Source organism: Flavobacterium poyangense (genome assembly GCF_011751075.1).
Classification (GTDB): Bacteria; Bacteroidota; Bacteroidia; order Flavobacteriales; family Flavobacteriaceae; genus Flavobacterium; species Flavobacterium poyangense.
On sequence record NZ_JAALLN010000009.1, the window covers coordinates 20,366 to 32,747 of the forward strand.

Genomic DNA, 12,382 nt, shown 5'->3' on the forward strand with positions numbered 1-12,382 from the left:
GGGGGTTATTTATTAAAAGGTTGTGTTACTTAATGCTTTTTCGATTCTTTGTATTAAATCTGTATAATGGTTTTGAGTCGATTGATCTCCGGTATTCTTTTTTGTTTTTAGAAGTTGAAGTACTTTTGCAAGTTCTCCTTTTTTGTCAGAGGTCACTTCTGTAACTCTTTTTAAAGACGACTGATTGATGTTTCTTGCCATTTTTCCCTCATGCGCAGCAGTACACAAATGTGGCATGCTTAAGGTTTGTTGTATTTCAATTGTTTTTTTAGCGTCTGTTTTTTCAAATAATTTGCCGGTCGAAACAATCAGAACATCCACATAATTCTTTTGCGTCATACGTTCCAGAATAGATAACGGTTTGTTTAAGATTGTTGGAGCAAAAACCTGTTGATGCATTTTTCTGAATAACTCATTTACGGTAAAAACCTTTTCTTTGGTTTCATTACGCTGATACAATTCGTTTTCAGTTATTCTCAATAAACGGTCATCACTAAATAAATCGTACATAATACCATATTGTAATTCTCTTGATAAGGTATACGGAGTGTATTCGTAAGGTCCTAGAGGAGAATCTTTCAATGGATTTGTTTTATCTAAAATTGGATTGAAAAATAACCATTGTGGAATCGTAAGTACATTTTTAACCAGGTAGTCTGCTGCTCTTTTCTGCATCAAAGCAGGAACAGGAACATAACTCTGTTTGTTGTCACCGTGAACGGTTACATTTAAGTAAACACCTCCAATATTGTTTAATACATGACGGTTGTACATTTGCCACTGACCAATAGTTCCGATGTATAATTTGGCAGTTTCGTAGTACGACTGATCTTTATCGTAAGTCCAGTTTAAAACATTATCAACAACACGTTTTAAGTTTTTAATACCGTATTCGCTTGCTTTAACAGCATCATTTCCTAAATCTTCAGACTGAGAACGTGGATCTATTAAATTAGCTCCATCTTGTTGCTCACCATAAAAATAAATCGGATCGTTTTGGTGTGCCGTGATTAAAGCATTCTGTTTTAATTTTTCGTTCTCATTAGGAGCATACCATCTGTATCCCCATTCGATTGCATATTTATCATATTCACCAATTTTAGGAGTGATAGCGGTAACGTTATCTTCCGGCTGTGCTACGTAGTTGTAACGAGCGTAGTCCATAATTGAAGGAGCTGTTCCACCCATTTTTGCAGTAAATTCTTTAGAACGCAATGATTCAACATCATAAGCAAATGAAGAGCCCATATTGTGTTTCAATCCAAAAGTATGACCTACTTCGTGAGAAGATACAAATCGAATTGCTTCTCCCATATGCTCATCGCTAAACGTATTTCCTCTGGCTTTCGGATCAATTGGCCCGGTCTGAATACGCATCCAGCTTTGTAAAGAAGTCATTACATTGTGCCACCAGATAATATCAGCTTCAATAATTTCACCACTTCTTGGGTCAACCACAGAAGGTCCCATCGCGTTTGATTTTTGCGAAGCAGCATACGTGATAACAGAATAGCGCACATCATCAACATCAAAATCTAAGTCGGCAGCTGTTGGTTCTTTAGCAATAATGGCATTTTTAAATCCGGCTCTTTCAAAGGCAATCTGCCAGTCATGAACACCGTCAATAATATATTTTCTCCATTGTTTAGGAGTCGATGGATCGATATAATAAACGATAGGTTTTTTGGGTTCAACCAATTCTCCTTTTAAATAACGTTCTTCATCTTCCTTTTTAGGCTCTAATCTCCAACGGGTAATTAATTCTTTTTCAAGCATTGCCTGTTGGGCATCGGCAAAATACCAGTGTTTTTCTGTAAAATATCCAATACGGTCATCAGAGAAACGAGCTTTCATCGGAACTTTATCCAACAAAACAATATTACTTGTTACTCCAAGTGTTACAGATAATGAGGCTCCTCCTTCATTAACAGAAGTTGTTAACTGTGATTTTACTACCACATTTTTAGGAAACGATTTTAAACTTTCAATATAAGATAAGTCAGATTTTACAGAACCGCCAAAGCTAATGTTGCTTAAAACATCATTAAAGCTTTTTTGTTTTCCGTCAAAAATTTTGTTGACTTTAATAACGATAGAAGTAGAGTCATTGTTTTTGGTTTCAATGTCAAATACTTCTATGATAGATTCAGAAAAATTATCTTTAACTGAAGCTGTGATCGCATCATCTTTTGGAGAAGAAACTTGCGGAACATATGATTTTACCCAGACTTTCTTTGCGATGGTATCTTTATAGAAACTAATTACTTTATTTTCGTAATTCATTCCTTTGTTTAATCCCGCATCGTTTACCTGAAAAGGAACCTGAGATAATTTGTTTACAACCAGAAATTCTCTTTGGAATAAACTATCCTGAATTTCAAAATAGACATCAGTTTTAACCTGAATGATATTAAAGAGTCCTTTTTTTACGGTTCCCTTTTTTACAAGATCATTATACTTTTTTCCTTTTTTAGAAGAAGTTGTGTCTTTTGCTGTTTCGGTAGTGTTTTCTTTTTTCTTATTCTTTTGCGAATAAGCAGAAATCGGGCCTAATAAAAATAAAACTAATACGCAGATTACTTTTAAGTCAAACAGGATTGCCTTTTCCCTCATTTTGGTGTTAATTTTAGGTTAATTTTGTTCGAAAATATTTGTTTTCCTAACAAAAAAAAAAGGAATGGGAGTGAATGGCTTGTTTTTAGGAGTGAATGTCGATTAAAGGCAAAATACATACGAAATTATCCTCTTTTTCTGAGGCTTTGAAATCATTTTTAGAATAGTGGTTGTAAATACTTCTGAGGTAGTTTAATCCAAAATTAGTGCTTGGTTCTGCGTGCTGTTTTTTCTGAAGGTTATTGGTAATAATAACTTTATCTGTCTTAATAACAATAGTGGTACGCAACGGAATTTCCTCCGTAGCCATATTGTGTTTGATTGCATTTTCTACCACAATCTGAAGTGCTAAATAAGGTAGGCTTTTGGTTAAAGCCGATTCGTCTTCAACTTCGACAGAAAAAAACAGCTCATCTTTAAAACGGGTTTGTTGCAGGAAAATATATTTCTCGATAAACAATAATTCATCCTTGAGAAGGACAATGTTCTTTTCGGGCGGATCAATTAGGTAACGATAAATACGGGACAGGTTTAAGGTGAATTTCTGAGCCGTTTTTATATCATTGCCAATTAACATATAAAGAGAATTGAGCGAATTAAATAAAAAATGCGGATTGATCTGCTCCTTTAATTGTTGCAGTTGAATAAGGGCTTTCTCTTTGATTATTTTTTCATTCTCTACAAGTAATGTATTCTTTTCCTGAATGGCAATTTCTTTTTCTTTATAAGCTTTTCTGTTTGCATAAGTAAACAGATAGAAAATAAAGAGAAGCATTATTGTCGTAATCGAATATATTGCTGTTGTATATTTTTTTATGGAAGTAACATCTTCGTCATAAACATCTTCGGGGAAACTTACGCAAATAAACCATTTGACTCCTTTTATATCCATTTTTTTAGTAAAACGAATAACATCGAGTTTCAGATATTCCGACAGTGTAGTACGTTGAACATAATCCTTTTTTTTGGTGAAAATGGTATCAGAAGGTTGAATCGAAGAGATATCATAAACATTTTTGCCTATAAAAGTAGTTTCGGGATGATAAATACATCTCCCTTTTTGGTCAAATACAAAAGCATAATTTAGTGCGGTGGCATCTATCGTGGAAAAATAATTATGCAGTGCTTTTAAATTGATGTCATAGCCATAGCGAACAATGGTTTGGTTGGGAGTAACAGCTCTGAAATAAATTCTCCAAACCCATTCTTTTCCCTGCGGAATAATGATACTTATATATTGTGAAGATTTATTGTTTTTTGTGAAATCGCGAATGTCATTTTTTAAAACGTTGGAAGCTGTATCATTTCCGAAGTTAATTTCGCTTTCATTGATCTGAAACCAGTTATTGCTAATCAGCGGACTTGTGCTCTGAATTGAACTTAGTACTTCAAGATTCGATGACAGGTTTTTAGAAGGACTTATTTTTAAAACATGTTCGATTTGTCTTTCATGTTCCAGAAGTTTCGAAAATTCCTGAGTCATGAATTCCTGTTTTTTAATAAAATTCCGACGCGCATTCGATTCGTTCATTTTATCACTAAGATCCGTAATCATATTACTGATAAAATAAACCGAAATCACGGTAAGCACAATAGACATCGTGCCATAAATTAAAAAGGCTCGTCTGGAAGTGGTATTGCTAAAACTGAATTTCAAAGAAAAAGAATAGTTTGTGTATTAGTGAAAAAATTAATTCGCGACGGCAAATTGCGAATCGTACAGATTTTTGTAATAACCGTCGGTTTTGGTAAGGAGTTCCTGGTGCGTTCCTTCTTCAACAATCAGACCTTTATCCATTACGACGATTTTGTCCGCATTTACGATGGTGGCCAATCGGTGTGCAATAATAATCGAAGTTCGTCCTTTGGTAATGGTTTCCGTAGCGCGCTGAATCAATTCTTCGGAATAGGTATCAATCGACGAAGTGGCCTCATCTAAAATCAAGATACTCGGATTACTTACATACGAACGTAAAAAAGCGATTAACTGACGTTGCCCTGACGAAAGCATAACCCCACGTTCTTTAACATCAAAATCGTAATTGTCGGGAAGGCTCATAATAAAATCGTGTACACCAATTTTTTTGGCAGCATCTAGAACCTTTTCACGGGTGATTTCCGGATTGTGTAAGGTAATGTTGTTGTAAATGGTATCAGCAAACAAAAACACATCCTGTAAAACGACTGCTATTTGTTTTCGCAAAGAAGCCAGTGTGTAACTTTCAATATTGTGTCCGTCAATGCAGATTGTACCACTGTTAATTTCGTAAAAACGATTCAGAAGATTGATGATAGTTGATTTTCCGGCTCCCGTTGATCCTACAATAGCTACGGTCTGTCCTGAAGCTACCGATAAATCGATTCCTTTTATAACTTCTTCTTCCGGAATATAACCAAAACGCACTTCTTTAAACTCAATGCTACCATCAAAGACAGGTGCTTCAAGCGTTCCGGTATCCTGAATATGATCCTGGGTGTCTATAATATCAAAAACACGATTGGCGGCAATCATTCCTAATTGCATCTCGTTGAATTTATCCGCAATCTGGCGCAATGGGTTAAACAACATACCAATAAACATGGTGTATGAAAACAAATCTCCAAAAGTGGTGAAATGATCACCGTTTAAAATTCGGAAACCGCCATAAACAACCACTAATCCTAAAGTGATAGATGAAATAATATCGGCAATAGGGAAGAAGATGGAGTTGTATAAAATGGTTTTAATCCAGGCTACTTTGTGTTTGTTGTTGATTTCTTTAAAGTTTTCGGCTTCGATTTTTTCACGGTTAAAAAGCTGTACAATTTTCATCCCGGTAACACGTTCCTGAACAAAAGAGTTCATGTTGGCAATCTGCGTACGAACTTCTTCAAAAGCAACCTGCATTTTACGTTGAAAAATTCTGGTGACGTAGACCAAAATCGGCATGGCAACCACTACGATCCAGGTTAATTTCCAGTTCATGTAAAACATAAAGATCAAGACTACGATCATTTTCATCAGATCACTTATGATCATAAAAAGTCCCTGGCTGAAAATACGGGCAATAGATTCAATGTCAGAAACAGATCGCGTTACCAGTTGACCCACCGGAACCAAATCAAAATATTTCATTCTGAAACTCAAAATATGTTTGAAGAGTTTAGTTCGGATATCTTTTACAATATCCTGTCCAAGCCAGTTGGCCCAGTAGACAAAATAAAACTGAGAGAAAACTTCCATCAGTAAAACGACTCCCATTAATAGGATATATAGCAACAAACCATATTGGTCATGTGTCTTGATATAGCCGTCGACCGTTTGTTTTAATAAGTAGGGGCGGAGTGCTGCAAAAACAGACAGCGAAACAGCAAATATAATAACGCCGTAATAGCGCCATTTGTAAGGTTTGGTATATTTTAGAATTCGTTTGAATAAACGGGTATCAAATGCTTTTGCTTTCATTGTATGTTGGAGCTATTTACTTCGCTTGTTTCCTGCCTTTAGTTTCAGTTTTTTTAATTTCGGCACTATTTTTTAATATAATCATACGTTATATCGGTTAAGTACAGTCCGTGTGCCGGTACTGAAAATCCGGCTTTTTCCCTGCTTTTACTGGCGATAATCTTCTCAAAATCATCCAGCGTAATTTTGTGTAAACCAATATTAATTAAAGTACCTACAATAGATCGAACCATATTTCGCAAAAAGCGATTCGCAGAAATTGTAAAAACTAATTTGTCGTTTTCATTTTTCCAGTATGCTTCAAAAATCGTGCAATCAAAAGTGTTCACATCTGTGTTCACTTTTGAAAAACATTGAAAATCGGTATGATTCAGTAAGATTTTTGCAGCATCATTCATCAAAGCTACATCTAATTTTTGATTAAAGTACCAGCTCAACTCTTCCAAAAATGGATTTTTAACAGTGTTGATGTGATATTCGTACGTTCTTTTGGTCGCATCAAATCGACAGTGTGCATCATCATGAACCACAATAAGATCAAATATGGCAATACTCTTGGGTAAATACGAATTGAGTTTATGAACCAGAACCGGAATATCTATTGGAGTTTCAAGATCAAAATGAGCATACATTTCCTGAGCATGTACACCGCTATCCGTACGCCCGGCTCCCATAATATTTATAGTTGAATTTAATAAAACAGAAAGTGCCTTGTTTAAAGTTTCCTGTACAGAAGAAGCGTTTGGCTGAATCTGCCAGCCGTGGTAATGTGTTCCGTTATAGGCGAATTGAATAAAATATCTCAAAGTAAAGGTGCAAAGGTTTTGAGGTACAAAGGTACAAAGGTTTTTTTTAATGTAGAGACGCACAGCAGTGCGTCTAACCAAAACATGTTTAAAATGCGGTATACGTTTGTAAACCGCAGGTAATGACGTAGAGACGCACAGCAATGCGTCTAACCAAAACATGTTTAAAATACAGTATACGTTTGTAAACCACAGGTAATGACATAGAGACGCACAGCAGTGCGTCTAATACCAGCCGCTAATAAAAGACGCACTACGGTGCGTCTCTACAGAGAAAACCTTTGTACCTTTGTACCTTTGTACCTTTGCGCCTTTGCACCTCTGAACCTTTTAAATAAAAAATGAAAAAAATCCTCCTTCTTTCCGATACCCACAGTCATATTGATGATGTTATTTTAAAATATGTGGCTCAGGCTGATGAGGTTTGGCATGCGGGAGATATTGGTGATCTGAATGTTACAGATACTATTAAAAAATTGAAACCGTTGCGTTGTGTTTACGGAAACATAGACGATGCAAAGGCGAGATTAGAATTTCCGTTGCACAATCGTTTTATGTGTGAGAATGTTTCCGTTTGGATTACTCATATCGGAGGTTATCCCGGAAAATACAATCCGAATATAAGAGAAGAAATGGCTTCAAATCCCCCGAAGTTATTTATTTGCGGACATTCTCATATTCTGAAAGTTATGTTTGATAAAAAGAATAATTTGTTGCATATGAATCCCGGTGCTGCAGGTAAAAGCGGATTTCATCAAATGCGAACGATGTTGCGATTCGTGATTGATGATGACAAAATAAAAGATTTGGAGATTGTGGAAATAGGTAAAAAATAAAGTTTATGAAATAGGCACTTCTATTTTTACTTTGGTGCCTGTAGTTTCATTTTCTTTAGAACTAATATTGAAATTTCCCTTTAGTTTTTTAATCCGTGCTCTGATTCGGTTAAGGCCAAAGCCTTCTGTTTTGCTTGGTTTTCCGGCGATGAAACCCTTTCCATTATCTTGAATAGTGATCATTAGCCGGTCTTTTTTTTCATGTAATGCGATTTCGGCTTTTGTTGCGTTGCTATGTTTTGTTATGTTGTTAAGGAGTTCGGATACAATAAAATAAATATTCATTTCGAATTTTTCGGGATACCTTTTTTCGGTTGATATTGAACTTGAAAACTGAAAATGAAGATTTGAATTTGAGTTTTTTTCGCATAAATCTTCCAAAGCATATAAAAGTCCAAAGCGAACTAAAAGAGCGGGAATCAATTCATGAGAAATATCGCGTAAACGATCGTGAACCTCTTCGAGTATCGTTTTTGCTTTAGTGATTTCTTCAGATTGAATGTTGTTTTGAGCTGTAAATGTATTGAGATGCAAACCAACAGAGGAAAGCAAGGAATTGATATCATCATGAAGAAAAGAAGCTATTTTTTTTCGTCCGTTTTCCATGCTGTCAATCGCAGAGTTAATGATTTCGAGCTGTATTTTTTGCTTGATGTTTTTTTGTTTATTTTTTCGTTTTAGCTCGTTGTTTTGGTAGTAGAAATAAAATAAAAACAATAACAGCACCACAAGAATAATCAACAAACTGGCTATTATTTTATTGGTGGTGTAATGAGGATGAAGCAGGGAGCTGTTGGGTGAGTTTTTAGTAATTATTGTATTCTTTTGGTTGTTATTAGAGTGATCAACGGCAATGGTTGAACTAAAGATCCAAAAAAGGAAAAAGAGTAGGGACGTCCTGATAATTGGCATATTGGTGATGTAATTAAGGTTTTATCAAATTGTTCTTTAAAGCATATTTCACCAAACCGATAACGTTTTTCACTTTTAATTTTTTCATGATATTTTTTCGATGTGTTTCAACGGTATTCAGACTTATAAAAAGTTCTTCGCTAATTTCTTTTCCACTGTATTCCAGTGAGATCAGCGTAATGATTTCCAATTCTCTGGGGCTTAATATTTGGTTTTCCTCAAAGGAGTTTTTATTTAATTTTGGATTATTCTGAGTAAAGCCGGCAAATATTTTTTCTCTTACATGATCATCAAAATACTCTTGACCTGCACTAACAACTTTAATGGCTTCCATGATATTTTCGCCGGCACTTTTTTTTGTGAGATAACCTTTTGCCCCCAGTTTCATTACTTCTTTTACAATTTTTAAATCATCGTAACTGGAAAGAATAATGACTTTACAAGGAAAACTTTTTTGACTGAATTCTTTTAGGACTTCGATCCCATCCTTATTTGGCATGCTGATATCCAACAACAGAATAGTGGCATTGTTTTTTGTAACGTCTTCATATATAGTGGTCCCGTTTAAGGAATGGCCTACAACTTCAAAATCGGTTATGGTTTGCAATAAATTGGTTAGGCCGTCTATGAGTACCTGATGGTCATCGGCAAGATGTATTCTTATTTTTTTGGTCATTGTTGTTTTTCAGAAAAACTCAAACTTATGGAAAATACCTTAGGATAAGGTAATCTTTTTTATGGGCGGGCGGAACCATTTGAGGATGGTATAATTTTTAGCACAAAAAAACCCGGATAATAAAATCCGGGTTTTTTCACACAAATAAATTAAGTTTATAGGTTTACCTCAAACGATCTACAGATTTTACAAGATCTTCATCCTTTTTGATGGCCTTATTAGCTAAAACTAATAACACGATAGCGACAATCGGTAGAAACATCCCAATACCTTTCTCAGAAACCAAAACGGTTTCTCCAGATAAATTTAGTGATCGATATACAAATAATCCTAATAAAATTAAGTTTAATATTATATTCAGTCTGCCCATGACAAACTGGTTTTGTCTTTTTTTGTATGAAATAATGCTGACAATCGTAAGCATTGTACTTAGACCTAATAAAATGGTGTACACCTGGTCTTGCATAAAATAGAACGCTTTCCCGTTGTTTAATGTCCAAAGCGGAATAAAAAACAGTAATACTCCCGTTACGATAAAGGTAAGAATTAAATATATGGTTTGAATTCGTTGTATCATGGTCTAAAATTGTTTTACAAAAATATATTTTCTTTTTTATAAATACTATTGTATGATAAAATTTTATTCGTATTATTGCATCATAATACCGTAAGCACTTCATACTGCGGTCAATTCAAAACAATTATCTACCTATTCTTTTTACAGTATTTCCGTTAAAATAATTAAATTCATAGAACATTCATGTTTGATATTTCTGCATTAAAAGAAATGAAGCTTGCTGAGCTTCAAGAAATAGCTAAGTTAGCTAAAACTATAAAGTTTAATGGTGTTAAAAAAGAGACTTTAATCAGTCAGATTTTAGCGCACCAAGAAGCGACTGTAGCGCCGCCTGTTACTACTGTGGCTGATGCGGAAGTAGTGGAAGACAAACCTAAAAGAGCAAGAATTGTTCCAGCCAAGAAAGCACCGATTGAAAAAAAGGCAGCAGCTAGCAAAAATGCACCGGTTCTGGAATTTGATAAAGTAGAGGAAGCACCTGTAATAGCAGCAATTCCGGAGGCTCCAAGCGAAACGCCAAAAACGGAAGAAGCTACAGAGAATAAAGCAGTAGAGAAAAAAGGCCCGAAAATAGTAAAGTTTAATAAATCAGCTTACGAGAAAAAGGTCGCTCAGCAAAAAGAAAAAGAAGCTGCAAAGGAAGTTGCCAATGAGGAAGTTAATGAAAATGTTGATGCTCCGGCTCCAATAGTCGAAAAAAAGAAAACTCCCGCCATAACAGCTGAAAAAACGGAAACTCCTGCTCCGGTCAAAAAAATAAATCCGAATCAGAATAAAAACCAGAATCCGAATCAAAATCAAAACCCGAATCAGAATCCAAATCAAAACGGGAACGGAAATGGAAATGGAAATAACGCGAATCAAAATCCAAATCATAAAAATAAAAAGAATAATTTCAGAGATTCAGACTTTGAATTCGACGGAATTATAGAAAGTGAAGGTGTTCTTGAGATGATGCCCGACGGATACGGATTCTTACGTTCATCAGATTATAATTATTTAGCCTCTCCGGATGATATTTATTTATCAACTTCACAAATCAGATTATTCGGTTTAAAAACCGGTGATACTGTAAAAGGAGTGGTTCGCCCACCAAAAGAAGGCGAGAAATTTTTCCCTTTGGTTCGTGTACTTAAAATTAATGGTCACGATCCGCAAGTAGTTCGCGACAGAGTATCTTTCGAACACTTAACTCCGGTTTTTCCTTCAGAAAAATTCAAATTAGCCGAAAAAGGCAGTTCCGTTTCAACCCGTATTATCGATTTGTTTTCTCCAATTGGAAAAGGACAACGTGGTATGATTGTGGCACAACCGAAAACGGGTAAAACAATGTTACTAAAAGACATTGCCAATGCAATTGCAGCCAATCACCCTGAAGTTTATCTGATCGTTCTTCTTATCGACGAGCGCCCTGAGGAGGTTACAGATATGCAACGCAGTGTTCGTGGAGAAGTAATCGCTTCAACTTTCGACAGAGAGCCACAAGAACACGTGAAAATTGCCAATATCGTACTTGAAAAAGCAAAACGTCTGGTAGAATGCGGACATGATGTTGTTATTTTGTTAGATTCGATTACTCGTTTGGCCAGAGCTTACAATACGGTTCAGCCTGCGTCAGGAAAAGTTTTAAGTGGTGGTGTTGATGCCAATGCCTTGCAAAAACCAAAACGTTTCTTTGGTGCTGCCAGAAATGTAGAAAATGGAGGTTCGTTAAGTATCATTGCAACTGCATTGACGGAAACAGGTTCTAAAATGGATGAGGTGATCTTTGAAGAATTTAAAGGAACCGGTAATATGGAGCTGCAATTGGATCGTAAAATTGCGAACAAACGTATCTTCCCTGCTATTGATCTTACCTCTTCAAGTACACGTCGTGATGATTTATTATTAGACGAAAAAACACTGCAAAGAATGTGGATCATGCGCAAATATCTATCGGATATGAACCCGGTAGAATCTATGGATTTTGTAAACGATCGTTTCAAGAAAACCAGAAATAATGAGGAGTTTTTGATTTCTATGAATGACTAAAAAGGGGGTTCTGAGTTTTTAAGTTCCTAAGTTTTTTTGGATACCTAAAAAAAAGAAATATAAATAAAATAAGAAGCCGTCTCAAAGTAAATTTGAGGCGGTTTTTTGTTTTATTGATCTTTCCTTGAATAGCTTTTTGCTCGTTTGCAATGGGGAACAGATATGAAATAGAGATTAGCAATTATAACTTATGATTCTGTTACCTCTACCAATAAAACTATCTTTATGCTAAATATTTGTATTTAAGTGGTTTAATTGTTTAATTGATATTAAAAGTTATTAAAAATGAAAGTAGAAAAAGAGTTATTAGAGAAATTTCAAGTTGAAGAACTGGAAAGAAGATATGAGTTCAGAAGTTGGACGAGTGGAAAAAAATTTGAAGGACTTAGTTCGTATCCGTATTTGTAAAATGATTTATTCTGAAGGAATAAAGTGGTAGTAAACATTGATTAATAGAGGAGAATATTTTATTCTCCTCTATTTTTT

The 12,382-nt window shown here is 35.2% G+C and carries 10 protein-coding genes; 3 read left to right on the forward strand and 7 right to left on the reverse strand.

Annotated features, from left to right (window positions below; genetic code table 11):
* Positions 1-12: 12 nt before the first annotated feature.
* The 4 genes from G3A47_RS14690 to truA form a co-directional block, all read right to left on the reverse strand.
* A complete protein-coding gene (locus tag G3A47_RS14690) occupies positions 13-2,613 on the reverse strand; it encodes a zinc-dependent metalloprotease (protein ID WP_166923611.1) in 2,601 nt (866 codons plus the stop codon).
* Between the two features lie 85 nt (positions 2,614-2,698).
* Complete coding sequence (locus tag G3A47_RS14695) at positions 2,699-4,270, reverse strand: histidine kinase (protein ID WP_166923613.1); 1,572 nt, start codon at positions 4,268-4,270, stop codon at positions 2,699-2,701.
* Positions 4,271-4,303: 33 nt separating this feature from the next.
* Positions 4,304-6,058 carry an ABC transporter ATP-binding protein gene (locus G3A47_RS14700; RefSeq protein ID WP_166923615.1) on the reverse strand — a complete coding sequence of 585 codons (1,755 nt, stop codon included), beginning with the start codon at positions 6,056-6,058 and terminating at the stop codon, positions 4,304-4,306.
* Positions 6,059-6,123: 65 nt separating this feature from the next.
* Positions 6,124-6,864 carry a tRNA pseudouridine(38-40) synthase TruA gene (gene truA, locus G3A47_RS14705; RefSeq protein ID WP_166923617.1) on the reverse strand — a complete coding sequence of 247 codons (741 nt, stop codon included), beginning with the start codon at positions 6,862-6,864 and terminating at the stop codon, positions 6,124-6,126.
* 341 nt (positions 6,865-7,205) lie between these two features.
* On the opposite strand from truA, the gene G3A47_RS14710 reads away from it, so the two are divergent.
* Positions 7,206-7,700 carry a metallophosphoesterase family protein gene (locus tag G3A47_RS14710; protein WP_166923619.1) on the forward strand — a complete coding sequence of 165 codons (495 nt, stop codon included), beginning with the start codon at positions 7,206-7,208 and terminating at the stop codon, positions 7,698-7,700.
* 3 nt (positions 7,701-7,703) lie between these two features.
* On the opposite strand, the gene G3A47_RS14715 is transcribed toward G3A47_RS14710, so the two are convergent.
* The 3 genes from G3A47_RS14715 to G3A47_RS14725 all read right to left on the reverse strand — a co-directional run bounded on the left by G3A47_RS14715 (position 7,704) and on the right by G3A47_RS14725 (position 9,865).
* Positions 7,704-8,612 carry a sensor histidine kinase gene (locus G3A47_RS14715; RefSeq protein WP_166923621.1) on the reverse strand — a complete coding sequence of 303 codons (909 nt, stop codon included), beginning with the start codon at positions 8,610-8,612 and terminating at the stop codon, positions 7,704-7,706.
* A gap of 13 nt (positions 8,613-8,625) precedes the next feature.
* A complete protein-coding gene (locus tag G3A47_RS14720) occupies positions 8,626-9,288 on the reverse strand; it encodes a response regulator (protein WP_166923623.1) in 663 nt (220 codons plus the stop codon).
* 163 nt (positions 9,289-9,451) lie between these two features.
* Positions 9,452-9,865, reverse strand: a complete 414-nt coding sequence (locus G3A47_RS14725) for a DUF4293 domain-containing protein (protein WP_166923625.1) — start codon at positions 9,863-9,865, stop codon at positions 9,452-9,454.
* Positions 9,866-10,048: 183 nt separating this feature from the next.
* On the opposite strand from G3A47_RS14725, the gene rho reads away from it, so the two are divergent.
* Positions 10,049-11,896 (forward strand): transcription termination factor Rho, encoded by a 1,848-nt coding sequence (gene rho, locus G3A47_RS14730; protein WP_166923627.1) that lies wholly within the window; start codon positions 10,049-10,051, stop codon positions 11,894-11,896.
* A 285-nt stretch (positions 11,897-12,181) separates the two neighbouring features.
* A complete protein-coding gene (locus G3A47_RS23955) occupies positions 12,182-12,304 on the forward strand; it encodes a hypothetical protein (RefSeq protein ID WP_256371223.1) in 123 nt (40 codons plus the stop codon).
* Positions 12,305-12,382 lie beyond the last annotated feature (78 nt).

Excerpts from the sequence above, each read along its gene's own strand:
- G3A47_RS14690 (WP_166923611.1), bottom strand. The coding sequence starts at position 2,613 with ATGAGGGAAAAGGCAATCCTGTTTGACTTAAAAGTAATCTGCGTATTA.
- G3A47_RS14700 (WP_166923615.1), bottom strand. The coding sequence starts at position 6,058 with ATGAAAGCAAAAGCATTTGATACCCGTTTATTCAAACGAATTCTAAAA.
- G3A47_RS14710 (WP_166923619.1), top strand. The coding sequence starts at position 7,206 with ATGAAAAAAATCCTCCTTCTTTCCGATACCCACAGTCATATTGATGAT.
- G3A47_RS14715 (WP_166923621.1), bottom strand. The coding sequence starts at position 8,612 with ATGCCAATTATCAGGACGTCCCTACTCTTTTTCCTTTTTTGGATCTTT.
- G3A47_RS14720 (WP_166923623.1), bottom strand. The coding sequence starts at position 9,288 with ATGACCAAAAAAATAAGAATACATCTTGCCGATGACCATCAGGTACTC.
- G3A47_RS14725 (WP_166923625.1), bottom strand. The coding sequence starts at position 9,865 with ATGATACAACGAATTCAAACCATATATTTAATTCTTACCTTTATCGTA.
- rho (WP_166923627.1), top strand. The coding sequence starts at position 10,049 with ATGTTTGATATTTCTGCATTAAAAGAAATGAAGCTTGCTGAGCTTCAA.
- G3A47_RS23955 (WP_256371223.1), top strand. The coding sequence starts at position 12,182 with ATGAAAGTAGAAAAAGAGTTATTAGAGAAATTTCAAGTTGAAGAACTG.